14 protein-coding genes are annotated in these 19,527 nt (G+C 33.1%); all 14 read left to right on the forward strand.

What is annotated here, in order from left to right:
- Positions 1-271 precede the first annotated feature (271 nt).
- Entirely contained in the window at positions 272-1,765 is a 1,494-nt protein-coding gene (locus LV89_RS05050; protein ID WP_109741786.1) for a hypothetical protein, read from the forward strand.
- Between the two features lie 265 nt (positions 1,766-2,030).
- Positions 2,031-2,201, forward strand: a complete 171-nt coding sequence (locus LV89_RS25535; protein WP_211321149.1) for a hypothetical protein — start codon at positions 2,031-2,033, stop codon at positions 2,199-2,201.
- Between the two features lie 10 nt (positions 2,202-2,211).
- Complete coding sequence (locus LV89_RS05060) at positions 2,212-3,696, forward strand: hypothetical protein (protein ID WP_109741788.1); 1,485 nt, start codon at positions 2,212-2,214, stop codon at positions 3,694-3,696.
- 3 nt (positions 3,697-3,699) lie between these two features.
- Positions 3,700-7,131: a cell division protein FtsA gene (locus tag LV89_RS05065; RefSeq protein WP_109741789.1), complete on the forward strand. Its 3,432-nt coding sequence runs from the start codon at positions 3,700-3,702 to the stop codon at positions 7,129-7,131.
- Positions 7,132-7,164: 33 nt separating this feature from the next.
- Positions 7,165-8,232 carry a hypothetical protein gene (locus LV89_RS05070; RefSeq protein ID WP_109741790.1) on the forward strand — a complete coding sequence of 356 codons (1,068 nt, stop codon included), beginning with the start codon at positions 7,165-7,167 and terminating at the stop codon, positions 8,230-8,232.
- Between the two features lie 49 nt (positions 8,233-8,281).
- On the forward strand, positions 8,282-9,055 hold the full coding sequence (locus LV89_RS05075; RefSeq protein ID WP_109741791.1) for a hypothetical protein: 774 nt from the start codon (positions 8,282-8,284) through the stop codon (positions 9,053-9,055).
- Positions 9,056-9,059: 4 nt separating this feature from the next.
- The gene (locus tag LV89_RS05080) at positions 9,060-11,363 is read left to right on the forward strand and encodes a tetratricopeptide repeat protein (RefSeq protein WP_109741792.1); all 2,304 of its coding nucleotides are present in this window, start codon (positions 9,060-9,062) and stop codon (positions 11,361-11,363) included.
- 503 nt (positions 11,364-11,866) lie between these two features.
- Entirely contained in the window at positions 11,867-12,295 is a 429-nt protein-coding gene (locus tag LV89_RS05085; protein ID WP_109741793.1) for a hypothetical protein, read from the forward strand.
- 243 nt (positions 12,296-12,538) lie between these two features.
- A complete protein-coding gene (locus LV89_RS05090; protein WP_146199079.1) occupies positions 12,539-12,940 on the forward strand; it encodes a hypothetical protein in 402 nt (133 codons plus the stop codon).
- A gap of 7 nt (positions 12,941-12,947) precedes the next feature.
- A complete protein-coding gene (locus LV89_RS05095) occupies positions 12,948-13,403 on the forward strand; it encodes a hypothetical protein (protein ID WP_109741795.1) in 456 nt (151 codons plus the stop codon).
- Positions 13,404-13,549: 146 nt separating this feature from the next.
- Positions 13,550-15,925, forward strand: a complete 2,376-nt coding sequence (gene hsdR / locus LV89_RS05100) for an EcoAI/FtnUII family type I restriction enzme subunit R (RefSeq protein ID WP_109741796.1) — start codon at positions 13,550-13,552, stop codon at positions 15,923-15,925.
- Between the two features lie 60 nt (positions 15,926-15,985).
- The gene (locus LV89_RS05105; protein WP_109741797.1) at positions 15,986-17,191 is read left to right on the forward strand and encodes a restriction endonuclease subunit S; all 1,206 of its coding nucleotides are present in this window, start codon (positions 15,986-15,988) and stop codon (positions 17,189-17,191) included.
- 15 nt (positions 17,192-17,206) lie between these two features.
- A complete protein-coding gene (locus LV89_RS05110) occupies positions 17,207-17,689 on the forward strand; it encodes a PBECR3 domain-containing polyvalent protein (protein WP_109741798.1) in 483 nt (160 codons plus the stop codon).
- Positions 17,690-17,797: 108 nt separating this feature from the next.
- Positions 17,798-19,270: a class I SAM-dependent DNA methyltransferase gene (locus LV89_RS05115; protein WP_109741799.1), complete on the forward strand. Its 1,473-nt coding sequence runs from the start codon at positions 17,798-17,800 to the stop codon at positions 19,268-19,270.
- The last annotated feature ends 257 nt before the right edge of the window (positions 19,271-19,527 follow it).

The following is a 19,527-nucleotide window of genomic DNA, read 5'->3' on the forward strand; positions in this document are numbered from 1 at the left end:
TAATTAAATCTTGATTGGGTATTTCAGAGGAATAATACACACTATTTCTTCAATTCTATTATTTAGCCTAAATTAAAGAGTCAATAATTATTTTAAGGAGAAGTTCACAGACAAACACCATACTTGCAGAGTTTGGGAAGTAATGATTATAACCATTTTCTCTAAAACAACCCTTATAATTTATTCATAAAAAATCACAAAGTTTTTTATAGAACTCCTGTTTAAAGAGAATACCTATTTTATCTTACTCCCAAAATAAAATACCTTTATAATGAGATACCTAATTCTAATAACAATTGCACTTCTAATTACCTCATGCACTACACCTTGTGACACTCTTCAAGAGAAAATAACTGATGCAATAAAAACTGACAAACAAATTACATCAGAATCAATAATAACATTCAAAACATTTATCCTTAATAATAAAGAAGATTTCAAAGATTGCCAACCCGATTTAATCGTTAACGATGCTGTTAATGATAATTCCTTATTGTCGCTAATTAAAAAGAATGAACTCTATATTAAGGTATCGAAGAAAAAAGAGGTTAGGATAGCTCTTACAGGAGAACAGACCATAATTGGAGCAATAATACCTAAGCTATATTTAGAGAGTAGTGGAAGTATGTTCTTCTATGACAAACCAAATGGAGATGGACAATTCAAAACTGTAATAACTTCATTGTTAAACAATTTCGATGTTGTTTCTCCAGAAGCTAATAAAATCTATGTTGTAAATGACAAGGTTTATCCAATAGATAGAACCTTTACTGATTTGGCAGAAAGCAATGATATTTTTAAATATACCAAAGGAATTGGGAATCCAAACTTTACAGATTTCAACAAAATATTCAAGACAATTTTAAATGACTTGAGTGAAGGGGAAGTAAGCATAATGTTTTCTGATTTAATTTACTCTACTCCTAATATGACTGGTAAAAAAGATGAGAGAATTGTAATTGAAGCACAACAATTAACAGAGAATGTATTTCATGACTATGCACAAGATTATTCAGTTTTAGTATTAAAATTCAATGGTGATTACGATGGAAAATATTATGCTCATAATGCACCTCCTTTTGAATACAGAAATAAAACAAGACCATACTATGTAAGTATTTTTGCAAAAAATGCTACGATGAAGAAGTTCTTGGAGGATGATAATTATAAAGTATCAAGAGATTGGGTGAAATATACTGGTTTTGAAAATTTTCATTTATTCTCTAATAATGTCAATCTTTTTAAGCCCTATTATACAGTATTACTACATGACAAGGATAATGAAGGGGACATCGAACAAGATGATGATGAAGTAGTATCAAAAAGTAAAGTTGTTAAGACTCTACAAAATGTCAGAGTAGATAGTGATAGTAAAAAGCTTACAATCAATGTGTTAGTTGATTTGTCTAAATTATATCTTCCTAATGAGATTAAAGAAGACATTAATAACTATAAAGTAGAGTGTACCCAACCTTTTGTACTTGACAAAATAACGCCTATTAAACACACGGATGGTACTCATAAATTTACATTAAGTAGTAGCCGTAATGTAGGAGGAAAACGTGATTTATATTTAAAGTTCAAGCGAAACTTTCCGCCCAAATGGATTGAAGAATCTAATACGATTCACGACCAATCTGACAAAATTCCTAATTTTGAACATACCACTTATGGTATTAAAAATATGCTTGGAGGCATTGATAGAGCATATAATCCTAATCAAGAAGAATATTTTTATAAAATCACTTTACAATTAAATAATTAAATACATGGACAGATTTCTGTTGCCTATTTATAAGGCTCTATTTAACAAACAATTAGTTGAAGACATCTACAATAGATTTTTGCCTACCGATTTTTTCTGGATATTGATAGCTGTTACATTGTCAGGATGTTTCTTCTTTTATAAAAACCCTCTTAGCTTTCGTACTTGGTTTTATAAAACCAGTCATTGGTTTACTACGGGCATAATAACAGCATTTATTTGCTTAGTATGGAGCATAATTATTTGCTTACTGCAAGCACAAAAAATGCTACCAAGAGATGAAAATGACCCGACTTTAGGAGAATACTTCGATAGTGGGTTCTCAACTTTCTTATCTTTCGGATTTGGGATTGGGGTTATTTCTTTTATTCTTTTTTCCCTGTTTTCAATCGGATTGCGTTATATTAGTTTAAACGCTCGTAAAACTCCTTTTTAATCTAAATACTATGTCGAACCTATATATTTTTGCTGTTGGTGGAACAGGCTCACGAGTTGTAAAAGCACTAACGATGTTGCTTGCATCTGGTGTAGAGATGAACAACACAAATACCATAATTCCAATCATTGTTGACCCTCATAGAGGGAATAAAGACTTACAACGTACTGAAAATGTCTTAAAAGAATATCAAGAAATACGTAATAGTCTTGTTCAACAGCCTCAAAGTGGTGATTTTTTTTGCACTAAGATTGCTACTTTAAAGGATATGGTTGATAATGCAGACCTTATTGCAAGTAGCTATATATTCGAGCTTAAAGGTGTAGCAAATGAAAAATTCAAGGATTATATTGACTTTGCCAGTTTAGACGATTCTAATAAAGCTCTTGCCAGCTTATTATTTTCTGAAAAAAACTTAGACACTGAAATGGATATTGGCTTTGTTGGTAACCCTAATATTGGCAGTGTAGTGCTTAATCAGTTTAAAGAGTCGAACGAATTTCAATATTTTGCTTCTAACTTTAAAGCTAATGACAGAATTTTTATTATTAGTTCTATTTTTGGAGGTACTGGTGCCGCAGGGTTTCCAATTATACTTAAAAACATTAGAGGAGCAACTAATCAAGTTCCCAATAGTAGCTTTTTAAATAATGCAATAATTGGAGCTGTCTCTGTGATGCCCTATTTTGGGGTTTTACCATCAACGGACAAAACTATTGACAAAGCTACTTTTATCTCAAAAACTAAGTCTGCCCTACAATATTATACCAAAGGAGTAAATCCCTCTGTAAACAAAATGTATTACATCGGTGAAGCCCATAATAAAGATTATCAAAATGACCCAGGAGAAGGAGGGCAAAAAAATGATGCACACTTTGTGGAAATGGCAGCAGCTCTGAGTATTGTAGATTTCATGAATACCCCTGATGCTATGTTACAAGTCAATTTGGGACAGCCAACAAACCCTACTTTTAGCGAATTCGCAATAAAAAATGATACTGACCCTATCAAAATGACAGACATTAGTGCTGCAACTAATCGAATTATAAGTTTACCTCTTTCTAAAATGACATTCATGAAAAAATACATGGATGCACAAATTAGTAAATCGTTGGGAAACGTTAGCTGGAGTAAATCTGCACCTACGATTGATAAAGACTTCACTACAGGTTCTTTTTATAAAACATTAGAATCTTTTTTAAATAGCTACAAAGAGTGGTTAATCGAAATGGGACGTAACCAACGAGCCTTCCAACCATTCCTTCTTGGAAATGAAAGTTTAGCAGACACTATTAATCAAGTAAAACCAAGTGCATCAAGTGGTTTAAAATCTTTTTTTACCCCTGACGTTGACTTCAATTCGTTTGATGAGTTTTTGACAAAAGAGAATAAAAAAGAAGTCTCTTTTGTAAATGCTGAAGTGAAATTCTTATCTCTTTTCAACAAAGGGACACAACAATTACTAAAAGAAAGATTTTTCAATTTATTCTCATAAACCATGACCAAGGTAATAGCATATCATAACAATGCCAATGGCGACCACTGGTTTAAGTCAAGCCAATATGGAAAAAGTGAAATCGAGGCAATCAAAGACCCCGAAGGCGGAAATACATTAAACCCTCCTACCTCAATCCCAAGTCCATTCGCTCGGTTTGACTTGGTTAGAGCGGCTTTTGCTAATTTATCTCGAAATCCTAATTTAAAAGGAACTCCCAACGATGAACGTTTAGTGTCTGAAGCATTGGATGTAGCTCTTTTATTTTTTAACTATGATAAAATCAAGGATAAGGTTAAAATTATTCCTTGGAGTGTTGATAAAAATAATGGCAATTTGGGAAACCTTCTGAACCCAAAATCATCTGAAGGTCATAAGCGTTTGGGGAAGGTACTCGAATTATACCTTAATCAAGATGCTAATATCTATAACTTTGATAAGCTTAACCGACTTTTTATTTTACAATATCAAGGTAAAATTGTTGGCGGAACTTCGCCTTCTACTTTATTTTTTTCTTCTGCGAATGATTTGTCAGCTTTAGGATTAGCATTTGATACTCAGTTATTTGACAAGACTTACACTCCACTTTACAAAAGAGATATTGATTATCAAAAATTTTGGTATTGCCTGAAACTTCAAAATAACTTTAGAACTTATTTTAGAGAAATTGACGACTATTTGGAAAATAGCTTTAAGGCTCTTGAGAAACATAATCCTACTTTATATCATCAACATATTTGTTCACAAAACGGGGAATTATTATTAAAGCAAGGAGATTATAGCCAATTGTTTGAACAATTAAATGCAGGACAGCAAGGAAACATAGTAGAGGTATTAGATATTCCAATTTGTAAACGAAAGGTCGTAGCTTCTGATGTAGAAAAAATTAGTGATTTTGTAATTGATACAACAAAGTATAGAAAGTTATTTCCAAATGAACCAATTCCCTTGGTTTTACAGAATAACTACCACAAATCTCTACAATACACTCAAGCTAAATGGAAAAATGGATTAGAAATACCTTCATTTGTCGCAGAAGATTGGCGTAAAAATGAAAGACAGTTACCTGCTCAAAGTGAAAATTACCCTTGGCTTACCGTAAGTGATTTACTCGAACCATACCTTATTCGTGTTAAATACCCTATTAATACTCAAGATTTCTGGGTAGGTAACTTATACAATTTGCCCGATAATGATAAAGCTGGTTATCTGTTACCAATTAAAAATACGTTTTTTGAGTTTTTTGATATAGAAGATTTAAAGAACGGGAACGGGAAAGTAAAAGTACAAATCAAAGAAGGTCATGGGCATTCTATTGACGTAAGCCTACAAATTCCCATAAAGGGAGATGCTTCTAAGCTTCGTAATGAATACATTACTTTAGAGCGAAGTTATATATTTATTGACCCTAATGAACCTCTAACTGAACCTAACCTTAAAGAAAATATAGGATATATTGTTGAGCAAACTTTCGGTTTATCAATGTATCCCTTCATAAAATCTGGTAATGAAAAAATTAATGCTGACTATCGTGTCCAACTAATCGAAGATTTAGACCAGTATGATAGTATTAAGTTGCAGTTTTATGAGCTTTCAGAAGTGAAAGAAGTGAATACTCTTGAAAAAAAACGAAGTGATGCGGGCGACTCTGTAATTTCTAAATACTATGCTTTAGAAAATGAATTTGATTATATCTCATTTGATATTTCAAATAATAACTTATCATTAAAAGCTATAATGATTCCGAATTGGAATTTATACAATGGTGGAACAGATACACTAAGTTTTGCCATAGATTTTGGAACAACTAATACACATATTGAATTCAAGAAAAACAATTCAGAATCATCTCCCTTTCAATTTGGTAGAAGACAAGTAGCCTTAATGATGGATTTGAATTACTATCAGAATTCACTTGCGGGTTTTAATGAGCAAATTAAAAGCCGATTTGATTTTGAATTTTTACCAATTATGATTGGGCAGGATATTGAATATAGCTTTCCTTTAAGGTCAGTAATAGCCCAGCCCAAAGACTTTAGTGGACAAGCACATACTCTTATTGATATAAATACTCCATTTTATTATGAAAAAAGAAATACTCGTGATAGAGATAGAATTACTCCAAACTTAAAATGGATTCCAAGAGATGCAAAATCAGAACTACAAGTATATCATTTTTTAGAAGAGCTTATCATGATGATAAGAAATAAGGTCTTATTGGAAGGGGGAAATCTTAGTGCAACCAAAATTTACTGGTTCTACCCTTCAAGTATGACTCGTGGTAGAAAAGGTAAGCTTAAAGAAAAATGGGACGAATTATTTAGAAAACATATTACAAACCGTTCAGATGCCAAACCAATAGAAATATTGGAATCTATCGCACCATTTTATCATTATCAAAATGTCAATACGCAAATAAATACATCATCCGCCGTATCTATTGATATTGGTGGTGGAAGTTCTGACATAGCTATTTATAGAGACAATCGTCCAGTTTATTTAACATCATTCCGTTTTGCAGGAAATGCCATATATGGCGATTTTTTGCTTGAACGTGGTGCAAAAAATAATGGATTTGTCAATAGATACAAGCAATATTTTGAAGAACTATTAGAAACCAATACTGATTTAGAGAATTTTAATAATAAATTATTAGAGGATAATTGCTCTGAAGAAATTATTTCATTTTGGTTTGGACTCGAAAAAAACCGGCACAGCACAAATGATAAAAACCGATGGTCTTTCAATAAGCAACTATCAAAAGATGATAATTTACGTATCGTATTTTTATTGTTTTATACTGCCAGTGTCTATCATGTTGTTAAATTAATGGTTGCTAATAACTTCGATAAACCACGTACAATTACTTTTAGTGGTACAGGTGCAAAAATGTTAGATATTATTACTGGAGATGCCCAGATTTTGGAAGAATTTACACAAAAAATAATAGAACAAGTTTATGGTACAGTATATGGAAATCGAGAAAAATTAGTCGTTTATAAAGGCTCTACTCCCAAAGAAGCAACCTGCAAAGGAGCTTTATTAATGGATGTAACACAAATAGAAAAGCCATTATCGCCTTCTGTGTATGCAGGGGTGCATGAAAATAAATTTGAAAGTCTTAGATATGAAGACCTTCAAAATGCAGAAATAATTGATGCAATTTTACAAGAGACAGAGAACTTCATACAGTTTTTTCTAAACATGAATAAGCAGTTTAGTTTTGAAAATAATTTTGATATATCAAAAGAAGCTATTGTTCTTACAAAGAATGTTTTGAATGACGCAGATTTAAGGAATTTTTTAAACAAAGCAATTGAAGCTAAAAAGAAAGGACTTACAGAAATAGATACAGAGTTAGAAGAAACACTTTTCTTCTATCCTATTATGGGAACTATGAATCAATTAGCATTTGAAATCTCAAATCAACTGTAAATCAATAAGTTAATTCAGTAACTAACCTACTCTATGAAAAAGAAAATTCCTTTTTTATTATTAATGATAGCTTTGAGCCTTAGTAGTAAGGCTCAAAGTGATACTATTCAACTCAAAAAAATAGAAGATAAAGTTAAAAAGTATGATGCGGTATTTAAGCAGCATGACTCATTAAAAACTATACTCAATACTATAAAAAAACAATCAAACGATACTACAAAAACCAAGATTAATAGTGCAATAATAGATTCATTGGTAAGCTCTTATAAAAGTCTTGGAATGACTACAATCAATTTGATTGGATATAAACTTCAAAAGCCACATATTGTAGAGGATAAAAATATACCCGTAGAAGATGATATAAGTTTAGATTCACTTATTAAACATAAGGACGTATTAGGTTTAGGTACTTTAGGTGGTCTTTTATTATTTATTTCAATATGGTTAATCGCTAAAAATATGAGTCAAAATTCATTAAAAAATCGTCAAGTTGAATGGAACATAGATAAAATAAAATCTTTCGGAATTGAAATAAGAAATGTAGAAGAATTTTTAATAAAAATTGTAACTGTACTTGAAAGTGAATCAGGGAATAATAAAGATTATTTACTAAAAATATTACAAGGAGAACAGCTTGATAAGCTTGAGTTTGAGTCCAAAATCGAAGAAAGTAAAATAATAACCCCTTCTTTTATAACCACTATTGATGCTATTGAGGAAACACCCCTTCCAGTTATTGAAAAATCTGAGTTACCTAATGTGGTAGAAGAAAAAATCATATATCTAAGTAACCCTGACACTTCAGGCTTTTTTAGTGAAGATACGATTTTGGAAAGACCAGACAGTTACACGTACTATCAAATAATAATAATTGGAGAGTCCCAGACAAACCCCAAGATACATTTTATTGCATCTAAGAATGATAGAGCCTTAAAAAATATTATTGATAATCGAACAAAGCACATTGTACCTGTATGTGATGCCTTCAACGGTTATGATAGCCAAAAACATAACTCTATCAATGAATTAGAAGCTGGAATAGTTATCAAAGAAAATAACGGCTGGCGAATAAAGAATAAGATTAAAATTGAATACGTGTAGTAAAAGGACTACATAAAACACCAACATATTACCAATCTATAAATCTATTATGAAGTATTTCATTTTAAAACAAGATAAGCCCACCAAAGAGTCATTTACCATAGAAGAACTTCGAGAATTTAATATTACTCGTGATACTAAGGTATGTCCAGATGTGCAGGGTAATGTTACAGATGAACAGCCTTATCCTTATTATACAGAGGCGGAAAAGTTTGAAGAACTTGCTCAGTTATTCTCAGAACCCGAACCAAATATACCTCTCCCTATTATTCTTTCAGAAATTGAAGAAAAGACTTATGATATAAAATCAGCTCAAAATGTTTCTATTGGAGCCGAAGAAATTATAAAAATACCGCCCATACCACCAATTGAGACAGAAGGAAATAATCCCCCACCACCCAAGGCTAAGATTATTTGGGTGTATGCAGCTGGGATTTCATTAGTGTTACTGTTAGCAGGCTACTGGTGGACTAATTCGCTACGAGGGTCTGGGGGAACAGGCTCCACAATAGATACTTCTTCCCCAAAACTCGTCGAAGAAGCTCCAAAAATCACTAATTGCGAAGCAAAATTTGATTCCCTTTTGAAGATTGGTGAACAAAATATTGAACAAGCTAACGGAGAATCATTAACAGCTTTTAGTTTGATGAAAGACTGTAAAGACTGTGCTGATAAAGAAAAAGTCAAAACCTTAAAAGCTAAATTTAATTCCCAAATAACCACTGACGAAGCTATAATCAACGACCCTGATATTCAAAAGAGAAACACTCAATTTAAAGAGGCTATCAAGTTGTTAGACGAAATAATTACACCGAACCAATAATGGAATGAAAAATTATACTACATATTTATTATTATTCGTATCAGTTTATTTCAGTTTTTCGGTTTTTTCACAAAAAAAATATGAAAATAATAACACAATAGATACTTATACACTATTCAAGGGTAAGGGAGACGCAAACTATGCTAACGGTGATTATTTAAAAGCAATTTCTTATTATACCTACTGTATAAATACAATAGATAATTCAGATAGAGAACCTCTTTTACGATTAATTCAGAATTCAAAGAATTTATTTAAACTTCGAGAAGAGGCAACGACAGCTTTCATTCAAAAAGACTATCAAACTGCTAAAAATATTTGTCAAAAAATTCTAAAAATAAATCCAGATATTACTACCAAAAAATTATTGGAAGGAATTGAATCTGTCATAAATACTAAGCATGATAGCTTCTTGGAAAACTTCATAAAGAAAGGCGACGAGCGATTGAAGGAGGGGAAATTTGAGGAAGCAAGAGCCTTTTATCGTGTTATTACTCAATCAAATGACGATTATAAAAAAGCGTATGTCAAAACACAACTCAAAAAGATTGAAGAAAATATAGTTGTCCCACCATCAGCAGACTGTAAACCTCAATTTGACAGCTTTGTTAAGTTAGCCAACCAACAATACGGCGAAAGCCAATTCAAAAAATCAGTAAAAAATTACACTCAAGCAAAAAATCTCCAGTGTAATCTCAATACAAGATGGATTGATGATGCTATATTTTACTGCAACAGAAGTATTTACCTCTTGCAGTTAATTGGTGATTTAGAAAACAATAATGACGAATCTAATATAAACAGAGTTTTAGATGCTTACCAAAAGCTGACTTTTAAATATGCCCCTCAGTCTCAAGGATTAAAAAAAGATTTTTATGAATACTGTAAAGGAAGATTTTTAAAAAATCCATGTGGTGGCAAATCAGCAGAATACAGTTCTAAAATGAACTCTTTAGATGAAAAATTATTCATCACAGATGGTATTAAATCTCTTTTAGAAACTTGCAATAATAAGCCAAGTAATGATAAGGATACTACTATACTTGTTAGAGACTGTAAGGAGCAATTTAAACAACTGGAGAGAATAAAAACCGAAATTAAAGAATCAGTTTTAAATATAGAATCTGGGAATTATACCTTAGCAGAGCAAAGATTAAAAGATGCTGATAAAAAAATTACAACCTTGGATTGTATCTCTAAAAAAGACTCTACCGAACTGCCTATAAGAATTTCGACCTTATTAGATGAAATAACAAAAAAGAATAGCCAAAAACTATGTAGAGAGAAATCTCAGAAATCTCTATTGCAAGCTGACTCTCTATTTACAAATGGTCGTTGCAAAGGAAGTTTTGAGATACTAAAAGATATAACTGTAAACTGTTTAAGTAAAACAGACTCCATAAGATATAATACGCTATCAACAAGAGTAAGATGCTGTATCAATGACACTTTATTTATTCAGCACATGAAATTGAATCAAGCAAAATATCTTGATAGTACAAGACTTAGTTATGCAATTAGAGAAAGAACAGATGTTTGTTACTATATTAAAGAAGCTGTAAAATTCACCTGCACAAAAGAAGATAGTCTCAAACTTGAAAGTCAATACAAAGATTGTCGTTGTAAGAATTTCAAGGAGAATTGTCCTGAAATTCCATTAGCTATTGCACAAGGAAACAATTGTGATACGACTACAAAGTTCAGAGTAAGGTTTGAGTTTTTTATAGGAGGTTCATTAGGAACGTTTAAACCAATTTATCCTCTTGCAGTTTCAGCAGATGATGGATATAATACCACTTTTGATTTAGGAAAGCGTTTTGGTTTTAGGGTAAATCTTATGAGTTATAAAAAGATTCTGGATTTAAGAGTTGGAATAAGTAGTGAAAGCTTTTATTATACTGTAAAAGATTCAAAATTGACCTTTCCAAGCACTATTTCAAGTATGTCAGTATTAAATGGAAATATTGATTTTAAATTTCATACACTCCCAACCTGTCCCTCAAAGATTAGGTATTATGTTGCCCCAGGTTTAATAGTTAGTAGATATAATACAAACACACCTAATATCCCTTTTTTAGAAGACTACACAAACAGAACCTTCAATGACAAAATATATGGTGGATTCTCAGTTGCGTTAGGATTAGAAAAAACAAAAGGTAGTGGGAAATACGGCTATTCCATTGAATTATTTTACAGCCAGTTGGGTACATTGTACAGTAAAGACGCTAATAAATTTTTAAAACCTTGGGAAAGTACAACTGCACAAATAAATTTTGTGGGGATAAATATTGGAGCTTTCATATTTTAACTTAGAAGCCTACAAGCCCAGAATTTATACATAATAATGGTAACTAAAACTTCTAATGTCAATCAAAAATAAAATGATGATGGTATTCTCATAAGTCGTGTCGGGTTCTATTTTATGGATATACGCATATTAATCACAAACGATGGGTATATCCATAAGTATCATAAACTTTTAGTATTAACCCTAAACTAACCCAGATTAATTCAATATTAATCCAAATCGTAAACCCTAAAATAACCCACTGACTACAAGATGCTTAAAAATAAATATCAAGATTATCTTGATTGTCATTTTAGAAAAATACTACCTTTGTGAAAAATAAAACGATGCAAATTCAACGCAGACATATCTCTTCTCGCCAAATCTGTACTAAACAGTTCAGAGGTGTTAGGGTATGGTTTAGCTTTTGCTGATTCTAATAGAATTCACAAAATGATTATACAACCCGAACCCGAAAAGTTCGGGTTTTTTATTTTACTTCTTCACAGAAAAATTAGTTCAACATGAAAATTGCAAAAGCACTTAAACAAAAAAATAAAATCGTGGCAGAGTTAAAAATGCTTCGAGAAAGGATTGAAGAATACAATTCGGTTATTAGTGGCAATCCACGTCCTTATGACATTACAGAAATACAAGTACAACTTATGACAAAGATGCAAGAACTTGTATCGTTGAAAACCCGACTCGCTCAGGCAAATACATTGGTTTACTCCAAAATATTTGAATTAAGTGAGTTGAAAGGACTTGCTAAGTTTTACAAAGACCTCGAAATTAAAGATGGCTTGTCGAAAGACCACCGTTACGATGAAACTCAAAACTATGAGTCTGAACTGAAAGTAAAACAAAGAGATGAATTAGTTTCAGAATTGGAAGCACGCATTGAAATAATACAAGATGAATTGGACGAATTCAACGCCTTGACAGAAATATAAAAATATTCAACATCGAAAGAAGAATCAATTGCTCGTGCCGTAATGGTGTTAGGATGAAAAACTAAGGGAATTGAAATGGATATAGAGAATGACAATTTGTAAAAACTCTGAATGTGATAATCAAGATTCAAAATTCTGTTTTTACATTAAAACTTCAAGGGTAAAAATTCAAAACTCTTTTGCTTTTGATAATTTGAGTAGATGTTGATTTTAAACAAATTAACCTAAATTTTAACGATGGGAATGTATGATACTATTACAATCAATGTCGCAATGTTGCCTGTAACAGAAAAAGACAGGAAACGATTAGAAGGACAACACTTTCAGACGAAATCATTAGATGAATCTTTACAACATTATAGAATTACCGACGATGGAATGTTAGAAACAGATTGGGATATGCTCTGGTGGGAATTAAATAATTATACTTGGGGCAAACCGAGAACAGAGGAATCAGTACCCCCAGAAGAGAATTGGGAAGTTGTAAAAATAACCGACTCAATTCATTTCTACACGCATACCGAAAATAATAGAGATTTTTTTGAGTTCGTAGCGTTTTTTGAACTTGGTAAAATGCTAATTATCCGAAAATTAATTGACATTGATACGGTAAAAAGTAAAATTAAAAGAAAAAGCAAAACTTAAATAATCAATGGAATTAGCAATATCATATTTACCCAATGAACATACACCTTGTTTCTTCATCGGGTATTATTCAACAGATAGAAACCTAAGAAGTAAAAACTACTTTAATCATCAATATGGAGGTTTTTGGTGTGAACAAATATATCTCTCAGGAATTCACTTACCTATTATAAATGCACGTGATTATCAATTCAAATACAATACTCTTTATCTTACCCTAAAGTGGTCAGAAGGAAAGGATTTGGAAGAAAAATATTTGGCAGATATTGAGAGTCTTTCCAAAAATCTAACAATAAATAAGTCTTGGGAAACCAGTGAAGGACTTATCTGTTTTGAATATACTCAGCAAGCAATAGAGTGGCTAAAAGAATTATACGGCATTGAAATTAAATCTATTAAAGCTCCTAAAAGCAAGTTCAGCAAAGAACCGCTGATTTTCTTCTTGTATCAAAATTCAGATTAAATATGAACTTACAAGATTATATTTGGTGAATTTGAAATCTAAGCCCTTCATTTTCCTCAAATAATTTCCAAAATCCCAAAAACCAACCGAACTTTAACAATTAAATTAATAGCATACTACCTCAAACCACAAAAGCGATAAACGCCATGATGAACGAAACTGAAACACGCACCAATCTGATTAATCCTAAACTCAAAGAATCTGGATGGGTTATCCCTAATCTCCGTGAAGAATATCCAATTAAGGCAGGACGAAAATTAGTGGGTAACAAACGTGCTTCAACGCTTAAAGCTGATTATTTACTGAAATTCAACAATACTCATTTGGCGTTTATCGAGGCTAAAAAAGAGACGCTTTCGCCCACCGAAGGTTTAGAACAGGTTAAAAATTATGCTGATTTATTAAAACTCAATATTGCTTATTCCACTAACGGACATAAAATCTATGAGTTTGATATGGTGGCGGGGAAAGGACAATATATTGATAATTTTCCAACGCCAGAAGCTCTTTATGAACGCCTTTTCGGAAACCAAAATAGCCTTATTCAGAAGCTATTAGCGATTCCCTTACTCAATCCCGAAGGAAAACAGGAACGTTATTACCAAGAAATTGCCATTCGTAAAACAATGGAAGCCATTGCCGATGGTCAGAAACGAGTTTTATTGACGCTTGCCACTGGTACGGGTAAAACCTACGTAGCTTTTCAAATTGCCAATAAACTCCATCAAGCTAAATGGACTGCCGACGGCAAAGACCACAGACCCAAAATCTTGTTTTTGGCGGATAGAAATATTTTAGCCGACCAAGCCATTAACGCCTTTAATCATTTTGATAAAGACATCGTAAAAATTACAGGTAAGGAAATTAGAAAGAGAGGTGGAAAAGCTCCGATGGAACGAAATTTCTACTTTGCTATTTATCAAGCTATTTCTGACCGTACCGTAGGACAAGTTTCCACCTTGTCTGATGATAAATTAATTTATGCTTTGCCACCAGAAAACGACGAGGATGTGGTTGATGGTTTCTATAAACTCTATCCATCTGATTTTTTTGATGTCATCATCATTGACGAATGCCATCGAGGGGTGGCGAATGATAAAGGGAGTTGGCGAAAAATATTGGATTATTTTCAATCGGCTTTGCATATCGGGCTAACGGCTACGCCTAAGCACAGCGACAATGCTGATACTTACACGTATTTTGGTGAACCTGTCTATAAATATTCTTTGATTGATGGTATTAATGATGGTTATTTGACTCCTTACAAGGTTTTAAGAATGACCACCAATCTTGATACCTACCGTCCAGATGGCAATGATACCGTTGTTTCGGGGTCGGTTGATAAGGAAGAATATTCACTTTCTGACTTTGAACGCAATCTTACCATTCCCGAACGAACTGATTTTATTGCTCAACAATTACTCAATCATATCAACGAATTTGATAAAACGATTGTGTTTTGTGTCAATCAACCACACGCCGCCGAAATGCGTGATGCTATTAACAAACACAAAAAGAATTCAGATAAAAATTACTGTGTCCGCATTACAAGCAACGATGGTGACGTAGGAAAGGAATTGTTAGAGAGATTTCAAGATAATGAAAAAATAATGCCTACCATCGTTACGTCTTCGCAAATGCTGACAACGGGCGTGGATGTCTTGAATGTAAGAAATATTGTTTTGGTCAGACAAATCAATTCTATGACTGAATTTAAGCAAATCATCGGGCGGGGAACTCGTTTGTATGAAGGCAAAGATTTTTTTACCATTATTGATTTTACGGGTGCTACTGAGCTTTTTAATGACCCACTTTGGGATGGTGATTTACGACCCGAAACGCCCATTGCTGAAGAACCAAAACCTCCATATACTCCAAAACCCAAAGGCGAAAAACCAACGGGTGGAGAAGAAGATGGTGGTGAAGGCAAACCCGAAATCCTAACAATTCAACTCAATGGCAAAAAAATAGAAATTGCTTCTAAACAATATTTTTACGTGAATGCCAACGGACAAACGCTTGATGCCGAAGCCTACCTCCGTGAAATTATGGGGCATTTACCTGCCATTTTTAAGGATGAAACCCAATTGAGACAGGTATGGCAAAACCCACAAACTCGTAAGGATTTTATCAAAAAATTAGAAGCAGAAGGGCTTTCGGGCGAGCAATTAATGGAATTTAAACGACTTTTGAAAGCTGAAAACTGCGATGTAATTGATGTATTGGCGTATTTGCAATACAATACCGACCTAACTACCTACACCGAACGAGTGCTGTTGGCAAAAGGAAATGAAACCTTTTTTGAACAATATAAAGACCAAAGAGCCAAGAACTTTTTGTACTTTATTTTGGAACAATACGAACGCTACGGTGTAAAAGAATTGGACGCTGAAAACTTATCGGAATTGATTAAAAAAAGCCAATTTGCGGGTAACCGACAAGAAGCCCTCAAAGCCTTTGGCGGTAATGTACAACAATTACAAACGGCTTTTATCGACTTGCAAAAGATACTTTTTGCCTAAAATGTAATGATTTTATTTGACGCTTATTTTAGAGAACAATAAGCATTTTAACCAATACTAATGACTAAAAATACAAGTAACAATACCAAAGAATTGCCTAATGGTTGGGAATGGAAAAAATTGGGGGAAGTTGCAGAGGTGAAAAGAGGAAAATCTAAGCATAGACCAAGAAATGATAAAAGTTTATTCGGTGGAAAATTTCCTTTTATACAAACTGGTGATGTTAGAAATGCCCATAAATATATTACTGAATTTACTGAATCGTATAGTGAAAAAGGATTAGAACAAAGTAAGTTATGGTCAAAAGGTACGATTTGTCTTACTATTGCTGCAAATATTGGAGATGTGGCAATATTAGGAGTAGATGCTTGTTTTCCAGATAGCGTTGTTGGAATATTATCAAAAAAAGGTAATAATGAGTTTATGTATTATTTTTTGACAACATTAAAGGAAAAACTTGAATCAAAAGCAACGAAATCGGCTCAGATGAATTTGAACGTTGAAAAATTAGTTGATTTTGAAATCCCCCTCCCTCCTTTAAAAGAGCAAGAGAGAATTGTACAAAAATTAGACACCGCCTTCCAAAGCCTTGATGAAGCCATAACTTTACAAAAAGAAAATATTGCCCATACCCAAGAACTTAAAAAGGCGGTTTTGGTAGAACAAATTGCTAATTTGGATTGTGAAATGAAGAAGTTAGGGGAGGTGGTAAACATTTCAAAAACAAAAAATCCTGAGTCTAAACCCGATGATTTTATAAATTATCTTGATATTTCTTCAATTGACAATAAGTTATTTAAAGTATCAGAAACAAAATTAATGCTTGGAAAGGATGCTCCAAGTAGAGCAAGAAAATTAGCTAAAAAAGGAGACATTGTTTTTGCAACTACTCGTCCAAGCCTTAAAAATATCGCTATTATTGAAGCAGAATATGACAACCTAATTTGCTCAACTGGCTTTTGTATATTAAGTCCAAAATCTATTATTGATAGTAAATATTTGTATTATCATGCTACATCAGATTTTATTCAAGAACAAATATCACCCCTAATTAGAGGAACGCAATATCCTGCAATTTCTGATAAGGATTTATTAAGTTGTAAAATCCCACTCCCCCCACTCCCCGAACAAGAAAGAATCATAGCTTATTTAGATACGAGTTTTGCCAAATTGGATGCGTTAATTATGGAGCAAGAAGAGCGTTTGGCACAACTAATAGAGTTGAAAAAGAGTGTTTTGCAGGAGGCTTTTGAGGGGAAATTGTAATTGCTATACAGAAATATGATATTGATAGATAACGAAATACGGCAAAAAATATATGAATTATACGACGAATGTATCAGTTCATTAGAACCCTTTCATCGTAAATTAGATTTGTTTATTGTGCCTGATAATCTTGCAGAAAGAATAAAGGAAGCTACTGAAATGGATGTTTCGGGTCATTGGGTTTGTTTGGATAACTATGGCGTAACCCACGCACTCGAACATCATGGAAAACCTGTTTCAGAGGGAAAAAGAGGGCAAGAGGCTGTGGTGAAAGAAGATTTTGTAAAGATGTTAGAGGTGTTTTTATTTCCTGACGAAATACATTCGACAGGAGTAACCAACAAATCCAAAAAACCATCAATACAATTTGTCAAAAAAATTGAAGATAAAATATTTGTGGTGAAAGAAGTAAGAACTATCACGAGCCAAAAAAAGAACAAGGTGAGCCGTTTAGTGTTTCACACTATGTACAAAATAAAAGCCGACAAGGAGGCTTGACGGCTTTAAAAACCTACGATACATGAGGTACGAAACCTTCCTTCTCAGTACGTCCGAAACGATTAGGTAGTACAAAAATACGATTTAAAATCAGATTATCCAATCATTATGCACAGTCAAATCAATAGAATTACCGATATACTCCGCCGTGATGATGGCATCAGCGGAGCAATGCACTACACCGAACAAATTTCATGGATATTATTCTTGAAATTCATGGCAGATTTTGAAGAAAATCGTAAAATAGACGCAGAAATGGATTTCAAGGAATACACCTATACCATTGCCGAAGAATACCGTTGGCAAATATGGGCGTGTCCGAAGAATGAGGAAGGAAAAATAGATACCAAAAACGCTTTAACCAGTGATGATTTAATTGCTTTTGTAAACAATAAACTCTTTCCGTACCTACAAGGATTTAAAGATACCAACGCCAACGAAAAAGCCATTGAATACAAAATTGGGGCTGTTTTTGAGGTACTCGCCAACCGTATTCAAGACGGAGGGAATCTCAGAGAAATCTTGAATCTGGTGGATAGTCTGCAATTTCAAAACAACGATGATTTATTTGAATTATCGAAAGTCTATGAAAACCTGTTGCAAGGCATGGGCAGTGACGGAGGCAATAGCGGTGAGTTTTACACGCCACGTCCACTCATTAAAGCAATGGTAGAAGCAGTGAATCCACAAATCGGCAATAAAATCTATGACCCTTCTTGCGGAACGTGCGGTTTTTTAATTGAATCTTACGAATACATCAAAGCCAAAAATACCAAAGACAAACAACTGAATTTATCCACCGATGAAATGAAGTTTTTACAAACTGAATCGTTAGTGGGTATCGAAAAAACGCCACTTTCCTACGCAATGGGATTGATGAACATGATTCTGCACGGCATTGAAGCACCCAATATTGTCAAGGCAAATACCTTAACCAAAGACATTAGACAGATTCAAGAAAGCCAACGTTTTGAAGTCATTTTAGCCAATCCACCCTTCGGCGGAAAAGAAAATGAATCTATCCAAAGTAACTTTCCAATTACGAGTAACGCCACCGAATTACTGTTTTTGCAACACATTTTGAAATCCGTAAAAACAGGCGGTAAAATAGCGTTGGTATTGCCAGAAGGTATTTTATTCCAGACCAACAATGCCTTTGCCAAAGTAAAAGAATCCATGTTACAGGATTTTAATTTGCATACCATTATTAGTTTGCCATCGGGGGTATTTTTGCCCTACTCAGGCGTAAAAACCAACGTTTTGTTCTTAGAAAAAACAGGAAGCACACAGCAAATATGGTATTACGAACTGAATCCACCCTACAAATTAACGAAGAACAAACCCATTCAGTACGACCATTTCAAGGAATTTTTGGCATTATTACCAACCAAAGCCACGAATGAAAACGCTTGGACAGTCAAGGCAAGCGATATTCAGAATTTTGATATTTCAGCCAAAAACCCAACCAAGCAAAACCAAGTAGCTCTTAGAAGCACCCTTGAATTGAAAGACCTAATCAAAACCAAAACGGAAAGAATAAATGATTTAGTGAATGAAGTGTTTGCGGTATTGGAAGGATAGATACGATAGTTAATTAAAGGAAAAGCCACTTATTTGAGTGGCTTTTTTTATGGGTTAATCCTCAATTAATGAGGGTTAATTTAGAATTAATTCATAGATTTGATAATCAGTAAAGCTCTAAATACTTTAATAAATAGAGTTTTCTTTAAAAAAATATCTCTAAACAACCCTTAATACCCCCAAACACTCCCAAACACCCCCGAGTACTCCCAAACACTCCCGAGCCAATTGAAAATAGTTTTTTCCTTTGTATCACC

Source organism: Arcicella aurantiaca (assembly GCF_003148625.1).
GTDB classification, from domain to species: Bacteria; Bacteroidota; Bacteroidia; order Cytophagales; family Spirosomataceae; genus Arcicella; species Arcicella aurantiaca.